This is a genomic window from Filimonas lacunae (assembly GCF_002355595.1).
GTDB classification, from domain to species: domain Bacteria; phylum Bacteroidota; class Bacteroidia; order Chitinophagales; family Chitinophagaceae; genus Filimonas; species Filimonas lacunae.
The window spans coordinates 1,535,720-1,557,625 of record NZ_AP017422.1; the positions used below are offsets into that span (position 1 = coordinate 1,535,720).

Consider the following 21,906-nt stretch of genomic DNA (forward strand, 5'->3'; position numbering starts at 1 on the left):
TTTATGATACGTTGGCAATAAACGGTGCTTTACCAATATATTGTTTGTTGTATAACTGTTCTATGAGAAAAAAAGCCAGATCGGTAGCGCTGATCTTTTCTCCGGGGCAATCATATAAGCTCACTGCCATATTATAGCGAGCCTCTGTTTGTTCTATTACAGGCAGGCGCACTAAGGTCCAGTCAATAGCACTGTTGGCCAGTGTTTGATATTCCTTTTGTTTATCAGCTATAATGGCAGGATAGGTTTGCTGCATCCATTGCGAAAGCTGCGTAATGTGCGTGCTTTTTTTGTCGCCGGGAATATCAATACTTAATCCTGTTACGGCAATATATCGCTGAATATGGTGCGTATGCATGGCTTTGATGATATTGCTGGCTGCTGTGCTAAAAACAGGTGGCTGATTTTGGGGCTGGCCTAATGTGCTGATGATGGCACTACATCCTTTTACCAATGCCAATACATCTTTAGCATCTGTTACATCTCCTTTATATATGGATACCAATGGATGATGCTGTGTAAACTTTTCGGGTGTGCGCAGTAACAGGCGAAGTGTATACCCTTGTTGTAAAAGTGTTTTAACCAGGTATTGTCCTGATTTTCCGGTAGCGCCTATAACGGCTATTGTTGATGACATAAACTGCTATTAATGAGTAAAATAATATACTATCCTTTCCACGAACGGGAAAGGAGGTACGCCCTGTAAGAAAGGTGCGCAGAAGAACCGGGATATTTTACTAATAGCGTTTAATGAGATGAAATTACGTTTTAAAAGGATAGCATTCTTTTTTGTTATGATATTAAAATTGACAGTAGCTATATCCTGAATGTGCAGGTAAGGGTGCGGGAGTTATTGATCACTTATTTTGTTATTTAGAATAAGATCACGTAACCTGTTCTCATTTTCATCGCCCCATTTACCTAAAGCCCCGATGATAGGAATTATTGTTTTTCCAAAAGGGGTCAAAGAATATTCCACTTTTGGAGGAACCACTGCGAAAATTTTCTTTTCAATTAAGTCGTGAGCTTCAAGTTCGTTTAACTGTACATTCAACACTCTTCGTGAGGCATCCGGGATCTTTCTTTGTAATTCACTCGGACGTTTGTGCCCTTCGTTAATAAACCAAAGTAACCGGATCTTCCATTTACCATACAAAACCTCGCCTATCAGGTCAAGGCCGCAATTCAAATTTAAAGGAACCTTTCTTTCGCGCATCGTATAAAATTAGCCTAATGTTCTTACTCATACAGTATGGGACAAATTTATCCCTATGCGATTCGATTATCCGTAATTGTTTTAGCAGCTCATACGTCTGAATTTTGCAGTATCAATTTTAAAAAGAAAAGAATATGAATTACAGCAATGAGTTAAATGGAAAAATTGCCCTGGTAACAGGAGGTACAAAGGGAGCTGGAAGGGCAATTGCAGAAAGGCTGCTACAAGCTGGTGCAACTGTTATCATTACCGCAAGAAATGCAGCTGAAAATTTAGCCGGAAACCTGCATTTTATTTCAGCAGATTTGAGTACGGAATCAGGCACAAAAAAAGTGGTGGACGAAGTTTTATCAAAACACAAAAAACTCGACATCCTTGTAAACAACCTGGGAGCGTCGGAAACTCCGGGCGGTGGTTTTGCGGTTTTAACCGATAAAGACTGGGAGAAAACCTTGCAAACAAACCTGTTGGCACCGGTGAGATTAGACCGTGGATTTTTACCGCAAATGCTGGAACAAAAAAGCGGGGTGATCATTCACATTGCTTCTATCCAGGGGCGGCTTCCCTTATATGATGCAACGCTTCCCTATGCGGCAGCCAAGGCTGGCCTGATCAATTACAGCAAAGGATTATCGAAAGAGGTGACTTCTAAAGGGGTGCGGGTACTGACAGTTTCTCCGGGATGGATCAGGACGGAAAATGTCAAATACTTTTTGGAACGGATTGCCCAGAGTTCAAATTGTTCTATTGAGGAGGCTCAACAAAGCGTTATGGATGCCTTGGGTGGAATACCCTTCGGAAGACCAGCAGAGCCTGAAGAAGTAGCTGAACTGGTTGGTTTTCTGGTTTCTCCGAGAGCCAACTATTTAACAGGGACAGAATTCGTCATCGATGGCGGCACACTACCCACCATTTAATAGCCAATAACAAATTATGAATTTACCAAAAGTAATAGCTGACTTAGTAACAGCTCAAAACCAATTCGACAGTCTGGCTTATGCTAACTGTTTTTCTGAAACAGCTGTTGTGTTTGACGAAGGAAAAACGCATACTGGAAGGAGGGTTATCCAGGAGTGGATCGACGAATCAAATAAAAAGTACAAATCGGTAATGAAGCCACTGTCAATAACACAGGAAGGTAAAACCAGCGTTTTATCTGCAGAGTGTTCAGGAACATTTGATGGAAGTCCAATTATCTTAAAATTTCATTTTGATATAAAAGATGGACTTATTCAAACTTTGAAAGTAACGAGCTAGTTGTATAATAAAATGCATAGCGCTTCTTGAAGTGCAAAAAGCAAAAGGGGGGCTCAAGATAAGAGACCCTCTTTTTACTTTTGAGATACCCCTTTTTTGTTGAATGTCCTGGACTACTGGAAACTATTGTTTTTTGTAACTGATTGGTTTTCAGTTTTATTTTTTGAGGTATGTACAAAATCGAACCCTTTCTGTACGAATTGGAACCCTTAAGGGTGCCCTCTGCTTGTAGTTTTACACCTACAATCGTCTGAAGAAAAGTGATGACAATGATTGAATGATTGCTATTAAAACCTTCCCCTTAAACCAACGTAAACACGAGGCTATATGAAACGAAGAGTAATACCCCCAATTTTTGCCGTTCCGGTAATTCCGCATGTTCAATGCCTGCCTGCCGGCAGTAGCAGGAGTTTGCAACCATAACGCACACAATCCTCCATCCATATTAAATAAGGTCAAAACCAAGCTGGTAACAGCCCAGGACAACTGCATGCTTTGCCAGCCAGCTAATTAAAAATTAAATTATGAGAAGAATTTATCTCCTGCTCATTTTGCTGTTTTTTGGGGTCGGTGCCGCCGTGGCACAAACCCGGACGGTGACTGGTGTAGTCACCGATAAGGGGAGTGGTGCGCCGCTACCTGGTGTAACAGTGAAAGTGAAAAACGGTACAAAAGGAGCGGAAACCAACGCGGTAGGTAAATACCAGGTAACTATTCCTGCCAGTGGAGCTGTTACATTAACGTTCTCTTACATCGGCTATAAAGCTGTAGATGCAGCGGTTGCCGGTGAGGTACTGGACATGCAAATGGAATCCAGCGCCAATGTAATGGATACAATTGTGGTATCTATTGGTTATACCGCGGTAAAGCGTAAGGAAGTAACCGGTTCTTCGGTATCGGTTACCGGTGATGATTTGAAAATGGCTCCCGTAACAACCGCAGCACAGGCATTGACCGGTAAGGCGGCTGGTGTAAACGTGGTTACGCAAAGTGGCGCTCCGGGAGCGCCCGTTAACATTGTAATTCGTGGTGGTGCTTCTATTACACAATCAACAACTCCATTGTACATTGTGGATGGGTTTCAGATGGATGACGCTTTGCGCCAGATTGATATCAACGACATTCAAACGATTGATGTGCTGAAAGATGCTTCTGCTACTTCTATTTATGGTGCGCGCGGTTCTAACGGTGTAATTCTGATCACCACCAGATCGGGTAAAAAAGGCAAAACGCAGGTAAACTACAATGGTTATTATGGCCAGGAGCGCCTGGGTAAAAAACTGCCTATGCTGGGGGTGAAGGATTATGTGAGATACCAATATGAGTTGCAACAGCTGGGAGGTTCTATTGCCAACTGGGCAAACTATTTTGGTGGTAGTATCACTGATCCAAACTTTTACACCAACGCCTATAATTACATTGATACTGCTTACGGCAACAAACGTGGTGTAGATTGGCAAGATCAGGTTTTTGGTGGTAGCACTACCAGCCAGAACCACAACCTGAGTGTAGGTGGTGGTAATGAAAAAACGAACTTTTTATTCAGCTATAACAATACCGGCCAGAAGGGCATTTTTGCTAAGCACGATTATAATCGTAATGGTTTGCGATTGAAACTGGAGCACGAGGTAGCAAAGAATGCGAAAGTGAACTTCAACACCGACTATATGGAAACCCGTGTGAATGGCGGTGGTTCTATGGGCGGTGCGTTAAAGCTGACGCTGTTGCAGGCACCTACAGGTGGTATACGTTATACCAACGATCAACTGGTGAATTCTGATATAGGCAACGATATGTTGAAATACGATTCGCAGTATGATATCAATAACCCTATCATTACCAATGATGCGGTAACACAAACTAATTATACCCGCCAGTTCTATCTGAATACCGGGTTGGATTTAGGTATTACTAAAGATATCAAGTTCCGCACCCTGGGCAGCTATCTATGGCAACAGGAGCGTGAGGATTATTTTGACGATGGCCGTACACGTACAGCATTAGCAAACCTGGGTCCTTGGGGTACGCGCGAGAACAGTGAAAAATATACCTGGCAGATAACGAATACCGTTAACTGGGGACATACTTATGATAAGCATAAAGTAAACTTGTTGTTAGGTCAGGAAGCTTATTATTCTCAAACACAAAACCAGTTTAACTCGTACTACGGTTTCCCGGTAAATAACTTTGGTTTGAATGATGTGTCGCTGACTAAAGGCAACGTTAAAAATGAGGGTACTAATGGCATTGATCGTACTACGCTGGCTTCTTTCTTTACCAGGGCTTCGTACAATTTTGACGACCGTTTGATTGTGAATGCTTCTTTACGTGCGGATGGTTCCAGTAAGTTCGGCGTTAATAATAAATGGGGATATTTTCCATCTTTATCTGCCGCGTGGCGTATTTCGGAAGAGGCATTTATGAGAAGCCAAAACCTGGTGACAGATTTAAAACTGCGCGTAGGTTACGGTACTGCTGGTAACAATGCTATTGATGGTGGTTATTATACCACGGGCTATAGTGGTGGTAGCTATGCTATTAACAAAGCTAATTTCCCTACCCTTACGCCAGGTACACGCCTGGGTAATCCCAATATAAAATGGGAAACCATTAAATCAACCAACATTGGTGTGGATGTAGAGTTTCTGAAAAGAAGATTTACATTCTCTATGGACTTATATAATAATGAATCAAGCGATCTGCTGGTTGAGGTAGGTATTCCACCTTCTGCAGGCTACAAATCACAGTATCAGAATATTGGTGCTATCCGCAACCGTGGTATAGAGCTGGTGTTAGGAAGCAATAACATCAGTACTCCTAAATTCAAGTGGAAAACCAATGTGAATGTTTCTTTTAACAGGTCTAAAGTGATGAAACTGTATGGTATTGGTGGTCAGGATCAATGGATTACTTCTGCCGGTGGCGCCAGCTTCCTGATAAAAGTAGGACAGCCAATAGGTCAGTTTTATGGCTACAACTATGGTGGTATATACACTACTGCTGATTTTACGCAGAATGCAGATGGTACTTATCTGCTGAAAGATGGGGTAGCACGGGCTGCTTCTGTAAAGCCGGCTAATGTGAAACCTGGTGATGTGAAATATATACCTACTGCTGGTGCTAAAGATGCAGCGGGTAACCCTACATGGAATACGGATGATCGTACTGTAATTGGTAATGCACAACCTAAATTCCAGGGTGGTATGACCAACACTTTCAACTATTCCGGTTTTGATTTTACGGTGTTTATGAACTTTGCTGTAGGTGGTAAAGTGTTTAACGCCAATACTCAGCGTTTTATCGGCCCCTACCTGCCTAACCAGAACACCCTTACAGCTATGAACAGCCGCTTTACGCTGATTGATCCTGCTACTGGTAAGGAAACAACCGATCTGCAACGTCTGGCTGCGCTGAACCCACAGCAGAATGATCCTAAAGCGGTGTGGAGCCTGCATGGTGATAACAAAATTGCGATCAGCGATCCTATTGATTATTACCTGGAAGATGCTTCTTTTCTGCGTTTAAGCACTATTACACTGGGGTATAACTTACCTAAAAGTGTAATGTCTACTATTCACCTAAGCAAGGCAAGGGTATATTGTACGCTTAATAACATTCACACATTCACTAAATACAAAGGTTACGATCCGGCGGTATCTGCCAATGGTAACGCTACAACGCAGGGTGTTGATAATTCGGCTTACCCGGTATCTAAAAGCGTGGTTTTTGGTGTAAACATTTCACTTTAATTCTGATTAATCATGAAGAAGATATATATCCTGACAACAGTCGCTTTTGCAGCGCTATCGCTGGCTTCGTGCAAAAAGTTCCTGGATCAGCCATCCATCAACAAATACGACAGTGAAACGATTTTTGAATCAGTTGGCCGTGCAGAAATGGTGGTGGTAGGCGCCTACTCACAAACCTTTAACCGCGAAATGTATTACCAGCTGGGCATGGGAACAGATGAGTGTATGAGCACAGAAGGAACCACCAACAGTAAAAATCAGGTGGCTAACTATGTGTATACTCCTTCTATTTCACCCACCTCTACTTACACGGCTATGTATGCAAGCATAGAATATGTAAACGTGGCTATCAAGGGATTGCAGGGCATGACTGTTGCTGATGCGGATAAAACAAAATGGAATATGTTGCTGGGTGAAGCATATGCTATCAGAGCTATGAACTATCTGAACCTGGTACGTTATTTTGGTGATGTGCCCTACAGCACACTGCCGGTGGGAGAAACCAACCAGTTTACTTCATCACGTGTAAGCCGTGATACCATTTACGATGGATGTGTGAGTGATTTACAGAAGGCGGTGGAATTGCTGCCCTGGAAAAGTGCCGGTTTGGTGCCTACCACAGAACGTTTTACTAAAAATGCAGCTTTGGGCATGCTGGCGCGTGTAGCGCTGTATGCAGCTGGCTATTCACTGCGTTGGGATTTGAACACCTATGCAGCGTCTTCGTGCAAAATTGCACAGCGTAGTGATGTGGGACGTATCAAAGAATTGTATGGTATTGCTGCTGATGCCTGTCAAAAGGCAATGGGCAGCGGTGAAAACGCCTTACTGCCTAAGTTTGAAACGGTATTCCGCAACCTGGTTACCGGTAAGTATGATAATGAATGTATGTTACTGTTTGGCCAGTGGGGCACCAGCAGCAATGGTTCTGTAACCGGTTATACCAACGGTATATACTCGCACGTAAACAGCATGTATGCAAAAGCACAACCTGCCATGGCGGTTACACCTACCTATTGGTTTGATTTTGGAGAAGGCGATCAGCGCCGTGACGTTACCATCTGTAACTACTTAATTAACTCCGATAACGGCAGGGACATGAATGCTTATTCCAGCAACACCATTGGCAAGTACAGGGTGAACTGGATGGCCACTACCGGTACTGGTACAGACAAACGCGATATTGACTGGCCTGTACTGCGCTACTCAGATGTGTTGCTTATGTATGCCGAAGCGTTGAATGAATATAACAACGGACCTACTGCCGAAGCCAAAGCGGCTTTTGAGGAGGTGCGTAAACGCGGATATGGCGGTGATGCTTCTAAAATAGGCACTACTCCTTCTGATTACGCCGGGTTCCGCAATGCGATTATCCTGGAGCGTAAACTGGAATTTGGTTTTGAATCGCTCCGTCGTACCGATCTGGCACGTTGGGGCATTCTGTATGAAACCCTTACGCAAACCAAACAGAACCTGAACGATATGGCCAATGTAACCGGTGCTTATGCTAATATTGACCGTTACAGGGTATACAAACGCGATAAAGCTACCAGCTTCCAGGATCCTGTTGTTTCTGTGCCTTACACTGGCTACAATGTGCTTAGTCCGGAAGATTCTACTACACTGGCTCAGGCTGGTAACGTAGTGCTTCGCATGCATAGCGGTGGTAACGTAACCTTGTTCTCACAAGGCGCACTGGAAGCTAACAATGCACTGATTCAAAATTTATTCCGTGGATTGGAGCGTGAAAAGGTAGAGATACTGCCATTGGCTACTTCTCTTATCGATATCAACCCTGGTTTAGCAGGCCAGCAGCATCCGAAATATTAATTGATTATATTGTACAACAGAAGGCCATAACAATGGCCTTCTGTTGTTATTTATCACATGAGACCCGTGAAATTATTACAAATGAGAAAGAACCGATTGCTTGTATTATGTGCATTAGGTGTGATAACAGGAACAGACGCGGTGGCGAAAATGCAAAAAGATATGGTTACTACAGTGGCATGCTATACAGCAACAAGCCGCTATGTAATTACGGATTATGGTGCTATAGGTGACAGTAAAACACTGAATACCACCTTTATACAGGCTGCTATTGATGCCTGTGCCAACAATGGCGGCGGAACGCTGGTATTGCCCAAAGGCATATTTATGAGCGGTTCGTTATTTCTGAAACCCGGGGTGAATATAGAATTTCTGGAAGGGGCGGTATTAAAGGGCTCTACAGATATTAACGATTATCCCAAAATCAACACCCGTATTGAGGGCCATTTTGAACCCTGGAGGGCTGCCTTGATCAATGGCGACAGCGTGCATCATTTACGCATTACCGGACCCGGAACACTGGACGGTAGCGGTGCACCTTTCTGGAAAGAGTTTTATGACAGACGCAATGCAGATAAAGGAACTACCAATTTAAATGTAGAACGTCCCCGGCTTACTTTTCTCCAAAACTCGACAGACATCCACATCAGTGGAGTTACCTATCTGAATTCGGGTTTCTGGAATTTACATATGTACCGTTGCCAGCATGTAGTGGTGGAATACTGCCGTTTTCAGGCACCCTCTGGTCCTAAGCCTTATCATCATGCACCCAGTTCGGATGGCATGGATGTAGACTGCTCGCAGGATATTGCTATTCGCCATTGTTTCTTTTCAGTAGGGGATGATTGTATTGCCCTGAAAGGATCGAAAGGGCCTTTAGCGATGGAAGATAAAGGCGGTTCGCCTGTGGAAAGAATAGAGATCAGTGACTGTATATTTGAAGCAGGTGGCGGGATTGTTACGTTTGGAAGCGAAGCCACTATTGTGCGTAATGTAGTTGTGCAACGCTGTACCACACTGGGCCCTACGGTTTTGCGTTTAAAGCTTCGTCCCGATACGCCGCAGCAGTACGAGAATATTACGATGAATGATATTACCATGATAGATGCCCATGATATTTTCAAGGTATCGCCCTGGACACAATATTTTGATTTGAAGGGACAACCGGCGCCCAGGGCTTTGGTACGAAATATAAAAATTTCCAATGTACATGGTTCCGGTGCTTCGCTGGGGCAGATTACCGGTCATGAGCAGGCAGCAATTAAAGATATACTGGTGCAGGATGTGGATGTGCAATTTAAAACCACAGATATGCAGGTAGGAGATGTACAGAACCTGCGGTTTAAAAACGTGAAAGTAAATGGTAAAGCGCTTACTGCACCAGCGCCTAAGACATCCGTAGCAAAAACGAATCAATAACACTGAAAGAGATCACAGGCATGAAAATAGTACCGTCGTTGAAAACGTATCATTGGAAAATGGCCATGATGGCAGGGATTACTTCTTTGGTGGTAACCAGCCAGGTATTCGCTCAATCTGCTATTAACCGTAAAGAACTGGTAGAGCGGCATAAGGTAATTAACACCTCGGTAGATACATTGGCATCCCTTACAGTGGGTAATGGCAAGTTTGCTTTTACAGCGGATGTTACCGGGTTACAGACTTTTCCGCGTGTGTACCAGAAAGGTGTGCCGTTGGGTACGCAATCGGAGTGGGGCTGGAATAGCTTTACGGATACTGCGGGGTACAAACGCGAAGAAGCCTTGAAAGCCTATCATCTGAATGGTCGGGATATCACTTACCTGGTACAATGGAGTTCGGTGGGTGGCCGTAATAAACAGGCTGCTGACTGGTTTCGTGCCAACCCGCACCGCCTGCAACTGGGTAACCTCGGGTTTGAAATAGTAAAGAAAGATGGTACACTTGTATCTATAGAGGACTTGCAAAATATTCACCAGGAGCTGAATCCCTGGACCGGTGAAATACAAAGCCAATTCAGTGTGGAAGGCGTGCCGGTAACGGTAAGTACCTACTGTCATGGTAAAGAAGATGTGATCGCTGCCCGTGTGCAGTCTGCTTTGTTACAGGAGGGCAGGTTAAAGGTACGTTTGCAATTGCCTTATCCTACAGGAGAATGGGCCGATTATGGCACCAACTATACGCATGTGGCTAACCATACTTCTACTATTCAAAGCAGTAATGCCAATGGTGCATGGATCAGGCACCGGTTGCAAACAGCAGATTACTTTGCGGGGTTTACCTGGAAAACCAAAGCCGTTATAGCAGAAAGAGCGCCACATGATTTTTTGATCACGCCTGATAAGAACAGTGCGGTATTTGAATTCACCTGTTTGTTTACACCTCGTAAAACAAACACCGCTTTCTCTTTTGCGCTTACCAAAGCTTCCAGTGAGAAAGAACTACTTACATTCTGGACAAAAGGGGGGGTAGTGGATTTTACCGGAAGCACCAATGCCCGTGCCCCAGAGCTGGAAAGAAGAATTGTATTATCGCAATACCTGATGAAGGTGCAGGAAGCAGGCACCTGCCCGCCGCAGGAAACCGGGTTAACATATAACAGCTGGTATGGTAAAGCGCACCTGGAAATGCCTTACTGGCACCTGACGCATTACCCATTATGGGGAAGAACAGAATACCTGGAAAAAGTAATGACCTGGTATGCAAAAGTGGCCCCCTTTGCAAAGGGAATTGCTAAACGCCAGGGTTATGAAGGTATTCGCTGGCAGAAGGTGGTGGAAAACACCGGTGAGGAAGTGCCTTCTTCTGTAGGCGCCTTCCTGATATGGCAACAGCCGCATTATATCTATTTTGCCGAACTGATTTATCGCAACAGGAAAGACAGCGCTACATTACGTAAATACAAAGACCTGTTGTTTGCTACTGCCGACTTCATGGCTTCTTTTGCCTACTACGATAAAGAAACAAAGCGCTACATATTGGGTAAGGGATTGATTCCTGCACAGGAGCGTTTTAAAGCAGAAAGCACCTTTAACCCTACTTATGAGCTGGTATACTGGCGCTGGGGCTTAGAAACAGCGCAGCAGTGGCGTGAGCGGCTGGGCTTACCCCGCAATAAAAAGTGGGATGAAGTGCTGGCAGGCTTGTCGCCTTTGCCCGTGCAGGACAGTGTATACTTGGCTGCAGAAAGTGCCACCGATTCTTACACCAATCCGGAATATAAAACAGATCATCCCAGTGTGTTAGCTGCCTATGGGGTGTTACCCAAAAGCCGTTCGCTGGACACTGCTACCATGCGCCGGACGTTTGACCTGGTATGGAATACCTGGACCTGGGCGGATACCTGGGGCTGGGACTTCCCGATGACTGCTATGACGGCCACCAGGCTGGGCTTGCCTGATAAGGCAATGGACGCCTTGTTTATGCCGGTTAAAACCAATACCTACCTGAAAAACGGACATAACTACCAGGAGAACCGGTTAACCCTGTATATGCCGGGTAATGGTGGTTTACTTTCGGCGGTATCTATGATGGTGGCGGGTTATGAAGGTTCTGCCGCATTACCGGGTATACCTAAAGATGGCACCTGGAAAGTGAAGTGGGAGGGACTGAAAAAAATGCCCTAGTAATTGGTAAGAATCTGGCTACATTTGACGCACTTGTCTAATATGAATATGGCTACTAAGCGTGTTGTTTGCTGTCTCTGTTTTCTGTTTTTTCTTGTAATAAAGGATTATGGGCAACCTACCTATAAAATAGAAAATTACTCCACGGAGCAGGGGCTTTCCCACCGCCGCGTAAACTGCATGGTTAAAGACCGTGAAGGGTTTATGTGGCTGGGAACCTGGGATGGCATTAACCGTTTTGATGGTCACTCCTTTGTAACCTTTAAGCCTGGTGCTGCTGATCAATATCAATTAAGAAACAGCAGGATAGGGCGTATTGTAGAAGATCAGTGCGATCATTTATGGATACAGGCATATGATTACCAGATTTACCGGTTTGATAAGAAGACAGAACAATTTTTACCACTGTCTACTATCATCCGGCACGATACTAAACGTTCCATTGAATTTAATAACATTCTTTATGCCGGCGGTGGGTGGGTTTGGTTGCTCACTAAAAACGCCGGCATCTTTTGTATTTCCCAGGCTTCCTTTTCCAAAGAGCAGGTGTTTCAATATCATCAGGAAGGAGCAGCGGAATACCACTTACCTTCCGATAGCATTCACTTCTTTAATATAGATAAGGACAACCGTGTGTGGATTGGCACACAAGGTGGGCTTGTTTGTCTGGAACCATCCACTGCAGGTAACTATACCATTAGCAAAACAGTTGCTACAGGCATTACTGCCGGTAGCAACCTTACCGCTTACCAGGAAGAGAAAGAGTATATCTACTTTGGTACGGCAGAAGGCAACCTGCTGGTGTTTGATAAAAAGCAACGTTCGTTCAGCAGTCATCACGCTACCACAGGCCGCATTAATGCATTGCTTTGTTCCAAAAAGCAAAATGTGTTGTATGCCAGTTCTTCGCTGGGTGAAATCATCACCTTTCATCTCAGCGATCAGCAGGTGAGCAAAGACACCTATCATCCTGTAGAAAATCTTTCCTCCCTGTACGAAGATCAGGCAGGCGGTGTGTGGGTGGAGCCGGAAAAGTCAGGTGCTATCCGCTTTGATCCGCTGAGTCATTCCTTTCAATTGTTTTCACAGCATTCCGACAAGGTGCCTGATACCGATATGAACAGCCGGTATTTCTGGTTGCTGGAAGATCCGGCAGGCGCTGTATGGGTGAATATGAAAGGGGGCGGTCTGGCGCATATCAATCCTGCCAGCAAAACACCGGAGTATACGGTCACCACATCCGATGGTACCAGTTACCCGCTGCCAGACAATGTAACAGATCATTACTATGATAAGGCCGGCATCTTGTGGCTGACCACTAACCAGGGTGGTGTGGTGAAGATTGTTACACAGAATAATCATTTTCAGCAGCTGCTTTTTACCAACCCCGAACATCCGAATATTGCCCATGAGGTAAGGGGCATGTTTTGCGATACCCATAACCGTTTGTGGCTGGGAATGAAACGGGGCAACCTGGTAGTAACACAGAATGGCATACCTGTAAAAGGATTGTTTGTAAACGAACCTGCCGGCGGGTTAGAAGGCATTTATGCTATTGTGCAGGATAGCAGGGGCAACATCTGGATGGGCGCTAAAGGAAATGGACTGTTTAAAGCCACTCCCCTAAACCAGGAGCAAACGAAGTTTCAGCTCACTCATTTTGCCGCACATAAAGAATTACCAGACAGCCTGCCTTGTAATCAGATTCATACTTTGCTGGAAGACAATAACGGGCGTATATGGATTGGTTCGCTGGACAATGGTTTGGCATGGGCAGAGGAGCGGGACGGGAAAACAAAATTTACCCATCTTACCACCGCTGTTACCAATCATTCCCGGGGCAATTTTCAGAACATCCGGAATATGTGCGCGGATAAAGACGGGAATATCTGGATAGCTACTACCAGTGGTTTGCTGGTGGTGGATGCGCATGTGCAGGATGCACTTATTCATCAATACAAAGTGTATAACGTAATACCAGGCGATATGGGAAGTCTGGGTAATAATGATATTATTTTTATTTACCGTGACCGGCAAAACAGGATGTGGCTGGCAACATCCGGCGGTGGTTTTTGTCAGGCTATGGGCAACAAGCCTTTACAGGACCTGCGTTTTCGTAACTACACCACCCGGGATGGCATGCCTAACAATTATGTGCTGAGTTGTACGGAAGATGCGGATGGTAATTTCTGGCTGGCTACCGAAAATGGTCTTTCCAGGTTTAACCCACAAACCCAGGTTTTTAGAAATTACGATTCTCATGATGGCCTGCCCACACGGGCGGCGTTTTCAGAAGCATCTGTTGCCAGGCAGCAAACAGGCAGGCGTTTGTTTTTCGGTACTACTATGGGCTACCTGTCTTTCGATCCCAGCCTGATCAATGGAGGACGTGTGGCAGCCAACATCGCATTTACTGCCTTGCAGATCAATAACGATGAGGTAGGGCCTAAAGCGAATGACCGGTTGCTGAAAGAAGATGTGAATTATGTTTCGGAGCTGACGTTGCCTTATAATCAAAACAGCATCAGCATTTATTATGCACTGCTGGATCATCGTGGCAGTGGCGATCAGCAAGGCTTTGCGTATCGTTTAAATGGCTTTGATACTACCTGGCATAACGATTGGCAGGTGCGCAAGGCTACGTATACCAATCTTCCTCCGGGGCATTATGTATTTGAGGTGAAAGCGTTGAGCGCCGATCTGTATTCCAATACGCCTTTTAAACAGCTGGCCATTACTATTCACCGCCCCTGGTGGAAAACGTGGTGGGCTTATTTGTTATACGCTATTGTGGCCGGTGCGTTAACCTATGTTGTGTGGCGCTATGCGCTGGCAATGATGCACCTGCGTAACAAGGTGGAAGTAGAGCAAAAGCTGGCGGCATTGAAGATGAACTTTTTTACCAATGTATCGCACGAGTTAAGAACGCCGCTTACCTTGATTGTGAGTCCGCTGGAACAGCTGTCGAAACAGGCACAGCTTTCGCCGGAGTTGCATGCTTATCTGGAGGTGTCGCGAAAGAATGCAGACAGGATGGTACGTTTTGTGAACCAGTTGCTGGATCTGCGAAAAGTGCAAAGTGAAAAGGCGGTTATTCATTTGTCGAGAGTGGAGATTGTTGATTTTGTAAAAAAAGTAAGCGCGTATTTTACAGAAGCGGCGAAGGTTAAACATATTCAACTGGAAGTAGTTGCTGATGTGAACGAGCTTTTTGTTACGGTAGATGCAGAGAAGCTGGATGTGGTTATTTATAACCTCATTGGCAACGCTATCAAGTTTACTCCCGAACAAAAGTTTATCAAAATATATATTCAATCTATTGCCGAAGAGCAAAGCTTTTCTATTGCCGTTTACGACCAGGGATGTGGTGTGCCGGCAGAAAAGCTGGAGGCCATTTTTGAGCTTTTCCAGGAAGGCGACAATGTGAAAAACAGGGCATTGAAAGGCACAGGCATCGGGCTGGCGCTTTCCCGCGAATTCATACTGCTGCATGGTGGAAAGATATGGGCAGAGAATAATGCGGATGGGGGATTGACCGTGAGTGTAACATTGAAAACCAATGCTGATAAACAGGAAACTGCCAATGCGGGTAAGGTGGATACTTCTATGACAGCAGTTGGGGTACCTGGTCAACAGCAACTACTGCCGGCAGCTGTAGATAACGATGCATTACCCGGTGAGGAAGCTGCTTTGGTGTTGCTGGTAGAAGATAATGACGAGTTGCGTGCTTTTATCAAAGCACAACTGAGTGCGCATTACCGGGTAGAAACAGCGCATGATGGGGAAGAAGGCTTGCGGAAAGCGCTTCACCTGCTACCTGACTTAATTGTAAGTGATATTATGATGCCTAACATGGATGGCATTCAAATGCTGGATAAAATAAAGCATGATGTCAACACCAGTCATATTCCCGTAGTATTGTTATCTGCCAGGTATTCTGTAGAAAGCCAGATTGAAGGGCTGCGGTATGGCGCTGATTACTATATCACTAAACCTTTCCACAACGATTTCTTAATTGCTTCCATCAACAACCTGCTGCAACAACGCAGGCAATTATTTGAAGCATTGATGGAGAAAAAGAAAAAGGTGGAGTTTAACCCGGAGCCGCCTGTAATTACCAATAAGGATGAACTCTTTTTGAAAAACCTGATACAGGTGGTAGAAGCGAACATGGATCACCCGGATTTCAATATTGATACCGTAGCAGAAACCATGGCGCTTAGCCGTACCAACTTCTACAAGAAATTTAAAAGCCTGACCACTTTAACACCCATGGAGTTTGTACGGGACATGCGGTTACAACGTGCTAAGCAATACCTCGATACCGGTGAACATAATATTTCAGAGGTGGCTTATTTAACCGGGTTTAGTAATCCGAAGTATTTCAGTACTTGTTTCAAAGAGAAGTACCAAGTATCGCCTTCTGATTATATGAAAACGAAAAAGGCATAAAAATGCCCCCGGCAGTGTAAACTCCGGGGGCATTTTTATGTGTGTCAGACTTTCAGGGATGCACTGTTGCCATCGCCTGTTGTTGACAAAGAGCTTAAGATACACTCACTTTCATCACAATCTTTTTCACCGGAATAGCTTCTGCCACTCTCAGGTTAGGCATATGCAAATCGGTAGGGAAGAACACGGCAAAATGGTTTTGAGCCAGGCGGGTGAAGAAAGAGGGCTTTTCTCCAAACAGCATAAAGTCTTTTTCTTCATCGTAGGCTTTGGAAGGCGTTTGCTGTTGCAGAAAATCGTGGCCTATTAATTCTTCCCCAGTTACCATATACTGGATGTCGATGTACTTTTTGTGTGCTTCCATCTGTTCGCCGGTTACGTCAATGGTATCATATTCATTCACGATAGCAAAAATGTCAGTACCGTCAATTTCGTATTTGCCTTTGGCCAGGGTCGAAAAATCGGTTTGTTCCAGGTATTGGAAGGCTTTTACAAATTTGGGGCCCAGGCAATAATAACGTTGTGCGTTTGATAAAGAGTCGAGTATCATGTCGATTTAATAAATGGTAAGGGGTACAAGATATTCAATTTTAGCATCCTATTATGTCTGCCGTGGGAATTACAGGTGATGTTTTATTTACATTCGGGATTATGAGTAACAACCTTAGAAATACCCTGGTAACTGTACTGTTTTATGTAGTAATTGGGCTGGTGATTTTTCTGTCTGAAAAATTGGCACCCCATAACCCACATACACCTAGCTTAGGAGTGTTATTGCTGCTGTTTCTGTCTTTTTGTAGCCCTTTATTGTTTGTAGCCCAGGTGGTGAGAGCGTGTAAAAGAGGTAAACCACATGTTGGGCCGGCCATTGTGCACCTGTTGGCCTGCATTTGTATCTATGTTTGTTGGTCGTACTATTTTTAAAATACCCAATTCCCCATTTTGATTTTGGGTGGGATATTCCCCATATATTGTTTTATTGTAATAATCCAGTCAGAGTCGCTATTTGCGCAAACGTTCCCGGCATGTTGAAAAAAAGGAGATGTTTCGTTTGGAAAATTCCTTCAAAAGATGGGTGAACTTTTTCAAAATCTTCATGCAGCGTTTCTGAAAAAGTCAATTCGTCGCTAAGGTTTGTCTACACTGCATCTTCACATTATTCACCTTTTCTTTCCACAAGGTGTGAATTTGTTTATTGCACACAAATGATACTTCTGCTTCATTTTTGTATTCTGTTTCGGACGAAAATGATAGGCAATTTCACGGCCGGGTGTAGGAATTCCGGATTAATTTTTAAATAACAAATTATGGGCATTTTTGATAAAAGGTTGCAGTATAAGCCATTTGAATACCCTGAGGTGTTGCAGTTTACAGAAGCGATCAATAAGTCGTTTTGGGTGCATGCGGAGGTGGATTTTACGGCTGATACACAGGATTTTCATTCTCACCTGGACGATCAGGAGAGAAATGCTGTCAAGAACAGTCTGCTGGCTATTGCACAGATTGAGGTGGCGGTGAAATCGTTCTGGGGTAACCTGTATCAACATTTGCCAAAGCCGGAAATGAACGGCCTGGGTTCTACTTTTGCAGAGTGTGAATTCCGCCATTCCGAGGCTTATTCCCGCCTGTTAGAGGTGTTAGGATATAACAATGAGTTTGAAAAATTGCTGGACATTCCCGTGATCAGGGAGCGTATTGATTACCTGTCCAATGCATTAAGCAACGCTAAATCAACCGATAAGCAGGAATATACCATTTCCCTCATTTTATTCTCTATCCTGATTGAGAACGTGAGTTTGTTTAGTCAGTTTGCCATTATATTGTCGTTTACCCGTTTCAAGGGTTTAATGAAGAATGTAAGTAATATCATTGCCTGGACTTCGGTAGATGAGCAAATTCATGCGAATGCGGGTATTTACCTGATCAACAAAATAAGGGAAGAGTATCCTGACATTTTTAACGAAGAAACCAATAAGAAGATCACTGAACTGGTAAAAACTTCTATTGAAATAGAAAGTAAAATCATTGACTGGATATTTGGCAAGGGGGATATTGATATTATCAATAGACAAGACCTGCTGAATTTTATGAAATACCGGGCTGATGACAGCCTGCGTAAGATTAATATGCCTGCTATTTTCAACATCACAGCTGAAGAATACAAGCCTATGGTGTGGTTTGAAGAAGAGGTTTTTGCCAATAGCCTGGACGATTTCTTTGCAAAGCGTCCGGTAGATTATACCAAGCACGATAAGAGTATCTCAGCCCTGGACTTATTTTAGAAGTAGAAGAAATTGATTGTTAAAAGGATTAAAGTAAAGCTATTGTTATGGAAATACCCGTATTAGATCAGCTTCCCGGAGTAAAAGAAAAGTACGAACACGAAAAGCTCTGGTGGAAGAATTCGGAGAGTGAGCAAATATTGAACAGAGGTTATTTGCTGAAAGGTGAAACGGTAGAGGGAGCCATTGACAGAATTTGTACGGCTGCTGCACAGCGCCTGTACAAGCCTGAACTGAAAGAGGCTTTTGTGGAGATGGTGGAAAGAGGATGGATGAGCTTAAGCTCACCTATCTGGGCTAACATGGGTACCGAACGTGGTTTACCTATTTCTTGTTTTAACGTACACGTTCCTGATAATATTGAGGGAATTACGCATAAGTTGGGTGAAGTGATCATGCAAACTAAAATAGGTGGTGGTACCTCTGCTTATTTTGGATCATTGCGTGAGCGGGGCAGTGCGGTAAGCGACAACGGTAAAAGCAGTGGCGCTGTAAGCTTTATGAAGCTGTTTGATACGGCTATGGACACTATTTCGCAAGGAGGTGTTCGCCGTGGCGCTTTTGCGGGTTACATGGATATTGATCATGCAGATATAGAAGAATTCCTGGCTATTAAAGATATTGGCCATCCTATTCAAAACCTGTTCTTTGGCGTTTGTGTGCCGGATTACTGGATGCAGGATATGATTGATGGGGATATGAAGAAAAGGCAGATCTGGGCTAAAGTGCTGGAAAGCCGTCAGCAAAAAGGATTGCCGTATATCTTCTTTACCGACAATATCAACCGTAATAAGCCACAGGTTTATAAAGACAATAACCTTACTATTCATGCGAGCAACCTGTGTTCAGAGATTGCCTTGCCTTCTTCTGAAGACGAATCATTTATCTGTTGCCTGAGTTCTATGAACCTGGAGCTGTATGATGAATGGAAAGATACTGATGCCGTAAAACTGGCGGTGTTTTTCCTGGATGCGGTGCTGCAGGAGTTTATTGTAAAAACAGAAGACAACTATTACCTGGCCAATGCCAACCGTTTTGCTAAAAGACACCGTGCTTTAGGTTTAGGTGTGTTAGGCTGGCATTCTTACCTGCAAAAGAACATGGTGCCTTTTGAAGGTTTACAGGCTAAGCAACTGACTTCCAGAATATTTAAAGACATCTCTGATAAAGCAGAAAAAGCTACCAAAGAACTGGCCTGGATTTATGGCGAGCCGGAACTGTTAAAAGGCTATGGTCGTAGAAATACTACTTTGATGGCTATTGCACCTACCACTTCGTCTTCTGCTATCCTGGGACAAACCTCTCCTGGTATTGAGCCGTTTAGCAGCAACTACTACAAAGCCGGTTTAAGCAAGGGTAACTTTATGCGTAAGAATAAATACCTGAAAGCATTGCTGGAAGAGCGTGGTATTGACAATGAAGATACCTGGAGGGATATCATGTTAAACCATGGTAGTGTACAGCATATTGCAGAGCTGTCAGAGAACGAAAAAGAAGTGTTTAAAACCTTTAAGGAAATAAGCCAGCTGGAAATTATTCAGCAAGCTTCTATCCGCCAACAATATATTGATCAGGCACAAAGTTTAAACCTGAATATCCCCAGCAATTTACCGGTGAAGGATGTGAACAGGTTATTGATCGAAGCCTGGAAATTAGGTGTTAAAACGCTGTATTACCAACGTAGCCAGAGCGTGAGCAAGGAAATGGTTACCAACCTGGTAAACTGTAAAAGCTGCGAAGCGTAATAGCTTTGTTACTATATACTTTACAAGGCCGCTCTACCAGGAGCGGCCTTTTTTATTACGTTATGCTGTTCATTTTATTCAGAGGGGGAACTGTACATTAGTTTACTGCTAATTTTAAGAAAACCCCATGCAATGACTAAAAAACTGCTCACCATTGAAGTGATTTGTTCACTTCTCATTTTCCTGTTTATGTATGCCAGTATTTCCAAGTTTTTAAATGTACATGCGTTACGGCATGATATGATGAACCAGCCCATTCCCAAATGGCTGGCGAGAATTCTGATGTGGCTGATTCCTATATTAGAAGTAGTGTTTGCCCTATGCTTACTGTTTAGCAAAACCCGCAAGCTGGGTTTGTGGGGGGCCTTTGGTTTAATGCTTGTTTTTACCTTATATGCTGCTTTTATATTAGCTCATTTTTTTGCGTACGTTCCGTGCGGATGCGGCGGTGTTATTAACACCCTCACGTGGCCGCAACACCTGGTATTTAATATATTCTTTATGTTAATAGCCGGATTGGGTTTATTATTAACGCGAAACGTAAAAATTCCCGCTCCAGTGTTATGAAAGCCTGATATCTCACTTTTATTTATGTATAGGGATGTAGCAACAATTGAAATATAATAGTTTGAGCATTATATTTTAATTGTGCGATAAATTTTATTATCTTGGTTATGCCCCATTCAGCTGATATGCAGAATACGCTCTATCCTCTGTGTATAGCTATCCAATTCCTATTAAAGAACCAAGACCATAAATGCCTTATGAAATAATGAATAAATACATAGATAATGATAAGGAACTGGCCAGGTTGCTGGCTTTGTTCCTTCAAAATAAAGCACATCCTGAGGAGATAAAGGAGATGCTTGCATTAATAAGGGAGGCAGGTGGCGAGGATGCCTGGAATCATTTTCTTGCTGGAAACGCACATTTGCCACATCCGGAAGAAACGCCCTTGTTGCCTGTTAAAACCAAACTGATTCATTCTGCATTCTTCCAGATAGGAATGATATTGATACTGCATGTGTGCTTCTGCTTTTACTTGTATAGGAATGTATCTATTTCTTCTTCGGACAAACCGGCAATGACAGTTGTGAAAAAGAGTAAAACGGATACGTATATTTCTTTGCCGGATTCCAGCAGCATTATATTGGAAGCGGGTAGCACATTAGCTTATCCGGAAGAATTTTCCGGGCGATTGCGGGAAGTGGAATTGAAGGGCCGGGCTTACTTTACTATCAGCCCCAACGCTGCCAGTCCTTTTTTAATACACGCTGCCGATGGCCTTACCATTACCGTGTTAGGTACCAGGTTGGATGTAAAGGCCTATAAGGGAGAAAAAGAGATAACCGTTACCGTGCAATCGGGTAAGGTAAGGGTAGAAGGAGGGCAGCGGGTATTAGGTGTGCTTACTGCTAATAATCAAATTAAAGTAAATACCAACACATATGCTTTCACCACCAAAGTAATATCTGCAAATGAAACTATTGAATGGTTGGGTAAGGACTTGTTATTTCGGGATAAGCCCTTACAAAGCATTACGGACCTGTTTGCCAAACGATTTAATGTTCATTTTGTGTTTCAACCAACGGAGCTTGCCCATATAAATGTCACCAGCAGTTTTGACGGAACGGAATCATTAAAAGAGATTGTTGACACGCTTTCGGAGATCATCAGTGTAAGCTATAGTATAAACGGAAACGAAGTAGTATTTACCCAGCTTTAAAGCCCAAGGTATATGCATTTCAAGCAAAGTTCACTTTTAATAAT

14 protein-coding genes are annotated in these 21,906 nt (G+C 43.7%); 11 read left to right on the top strand and 3 right to left on the bottom strand.

The genetic code is table 11. The annotated features are described in order from the left end of the window. Position 1: 1 nt before the first annotated feature. Positions 2-637 (bottom strand): NAD(P)-dependent oxidoreductase, encoded by a 636-nt coding sequence (locus FLA_RS06240; RefSeq protein ID WP_076380108.1) that lies wholly within the window; start codon positions 635-637, stop codon positions 2-4. 213 nt (positions 638-850) lie between these two features. Next, a complete protein-coding gene (locus FLA_RS06245) occupies positions 851-1,216 on the bottom strand; it encodes a winged helix-turn-helix transcriptional regulator (RefSeq protein ID WP_076380107.1) in 366 nt (121 codons plus the stop codon). A 134-nt stretch (positions 1,217-1,350) separates the two neighbouring features. Between FLA_RS06245 and FLA_RS06250 the strand changes: the two genes are divergently transcribed. The 7 genes from FLA_RS06250 (at position 1,351) to FLA_RS06280 (ending at position 16,109) form a co-directional block, all read left to right on the top strand. Further along, a complete protein-coding gene (locus tag FLA_RS06250) occupies positions 1,351-2,133 on the top strand; it encodes an SDR family oxidoreductase (protein WP_076380106.1) in 783 nt (260 codons plus the stop codon). Positions 2,134-2,149: 16 nt separating this feature from the next. Beyond that, entirely contained in the window at positions 2,150-2,473 is a 324-nt protein-coding gene (locus FLA_RS06255; protein ID WP_076380105.1) for a nuclear transport factor 2 family protein, read from the top strand. A 524-nt stretch (positions 2,474-2,997) separates the two neighbouring features. Beyond that, entirely contained in the window at positions 2,998-6,222 is a 3,225-nt protein-coding gene (locus FLA_RS06260) for a SusC/RagA family TonB-linked outer membrane protein (protein WP_076380104.1), read from the top strand. A gap of 12 nt (positions 6,223-6,234) precedes the next feature. Next, positions 6,235-8,052, top strand: coding sequence for a RagB/SusD family nutrient uptake outer membrane protein (locus FLA_RS06265; RefSeq protein WP_076380103.1), 1,818 nt, complete (start codon positions 6,235-6,237; stop codon positions 8,050-8,052). 81 nt (positions 8,053-8,133) lie between these two features. Then, positions 8,134-9,471 (top strand): glycoside hydrolase family 28 protein, encoded by a 1,338-nt coding sequence (locus FLA_RS06270; RefSeq protein ID WP_076380102.1) that lies wholly within the window; start codon positions 8,134-8,136, stop codon positions 9,469-9,471. A gap of 20 nt (positions 9,472-9,491) precedes the next feature. Then, the gene (locus FLA_RS06275; RefSeq protein ID WP_231940402.1) at positions 9,492-11,657 is read left to right on the top strand and encodes a hypothetical protein; all 2,166 of its coding nucleotides are present in this window, start codon (positions 9,492-9,494) and stop codon (positions 11,655-11,657) included. 180 nt (positions 11,658-11,837) lie between these two features. Then, positions 11,838-16,109, top strand: a complete 4,272-nt coding sequence (locus tag FLA_RS06280; RefSeq protein ID WP_159445128.1) for a hybrid sensor histidine kinase/response regulator transcription factor — start codon at positions 11,838-11,840, stop codon at positions 16,107-16,109. A 94-nt stretch (positions 16,110-16,203) separates the two neighbouring features. On the opposite strand, the gene FLA_RS06285 is transcribed toward FLA_RS06280, so the two are convergent. Continuing rightward, complete coding sequence (locus FLA_RS06285) at positions 16,204-16,659, bottom strand: YhcH/YjgK/YiaL family protein (protein ID WP_076380099.1); 456 nt, start codon at positions 16,657-16,659, stop codon at positions 16,204-16,206. 757 nt (positions 16,660-17,416) lie between these two features. On the opposite strand from FLA_RS06285, the gene FLA_RS06295 reads away from it, so the two are divergent. The 4 genes from FLA_RS06295 to FLA_RS06310 all read left to right on the top strand — a co-directional run bounded on the left by FLA_RS06295 (position 17,417) and on the right by FLA_RS06310 (position 21,862). Further along, positions 17,417-18,391 carry a ribonucleotide-diphosphate reductase subunit beta gene (locus FLA_RS06295; RefSeq protein ID WP_076380097.1) on the top strand — a complete coding sequence of 325 codons (975 nt, stop codon included), beginning with the start codon at positions 17,417-17,419 and terminating at the stop codon, positions 18,389-18,391. A gap of 47 nt (positions 18,392-18,438) precedes the next feature. Then, positions 18,439-20,136 carry a ribonucleoside-diphosphate reductase subunit alpha gene (locus FLA_RS06300; RefSeq protein WP_076380096.1) on the top strand — a complete coding sequence of 566 codons (1,698 nt, stop codon included), beginning with the start codon at positions 18,439-18,441 and terminating at the stop codon, positions 20,134-20,136. Between the two features lie 132 nt (positions 20,137-20,268). Continuing rightward, on the top strand, positions 20,269-20,703 hold the full coding sequence (locus FLA_RS06305; protein WP_076380095.1) for a MauE/DoxX family redox-associated membrane protein: 435 nt from the start codon (positions 20,269-20,271) through the stop codon (positions 20,701-20,703). Positions 20,704-20,908: 205 nt separating this feature from the next. Continuing rightward, entirely contained in the window at positions 20,909-21,862 is a 954-nt protein-coding gene (locus tag FLA_RS06310) for a FecR family protein (protein ID WP_159445127.1), read from the top strand. The last annotated feature ends 44 nt before the right edge of the window (positions 21,863-21,906 follow it).

Bases quoted from the DNA above. Each gene is read 5' to 3' on its own strand.
- FLA_RS06240 (WP_076380108.1), bottom strand. From the start codon at position 637: ATGTCATCAACAATAGCCGTTATAGGCGCTACCGGAAAATCAGGACAA.
- FLA_RS06245 (WP_076380107.1), bottom strand. From the start codon at position 1,216: ATGCGCGAAAGAAAGGTTCCTTTAAATTTGAATTGCGGCCTTGACCTG.
- FLA_RS06250 (WP_076380106.1), top strand. From the start codon at position 1,351: ATGAATTACAGCAATGAGTTAAATGGAAAAATTGCCCTGGTAACAGGA.
- FLA_RS06255 (WP_076380105.1), top strand. From the start codon at position 2,150: ATGAATTTACCAAAAGTAATAGCTGACTTAGTAACAGCTCAAAACCAA.
- FLA_RS06260 (WP_076380104.1), top strand. From the start codon at position 2,998: ATGAGAAGAATTTATCTCCTGCTCATTTTGCTGTTTTTTGGGGTCGGT.
- FLA_RS06265 (WP_076380103.1), top strand. From the start codon at position 6,235: ATGAAGAAGATATATATCCTGACAACAGTCGCTTTTGCAGCGCTATCG.
- FLA_RS06270 (WP_076380102.1), top strand. From the start codon at position 8,134: ATGAGAAAGAACCGATTGCTTGTATTATGTGCATTAGGTGTGATAACA.
- FLA_RS06275 (WP_231940402.1), top strand. From the start codon at position 9,492: ATGAAAATAGTACCGTCGTTGAAAACGTATCATTGGAAAATGGCCATG.
- FLA_RS06280 (WP_159445128.1), top strand. From the start codon at position 11,838: ATGGTTAAAGACCGTGAAGGGTTTATGTGGCTGGGAACCTGGGATGGC.
- FLA_RS06285 (WP_076380099.1), bottom strand. From the start codon at position 16,659: ATGATACTCGACTCTTTATCAAACGCACAACGTTATTATTGCCTGGGC.
- FLA_RS06295 (WP_076380097.1), top strand. From the start codon at position 17,417: ATGGGCATTTTTGATAAAAGGTTGCAGTATAAGCCATTTGAATACCCT.
- FLA_RS06300 (WP_076380096.1), top strand. From the start codon at position 18,439: ATGGAAATACCCGTATTAGATCAGCTTCCCGGAGTAAAAGAAAAGTAC.
- FLA_RS06305 (WP_076380095.1), top strand. From the start codon at position 20,269: ATGACTAAAAAACTGCTCACCATTGAAGTGATTTGTTCACTTCTCATT.
- FLA_RS06310 (WP_159445127.1), top strand. From the start codon at position 20,909: ATGAATAAATACATAGATAATGATAAGGAACTGGCCAGGTTGCTGGCT.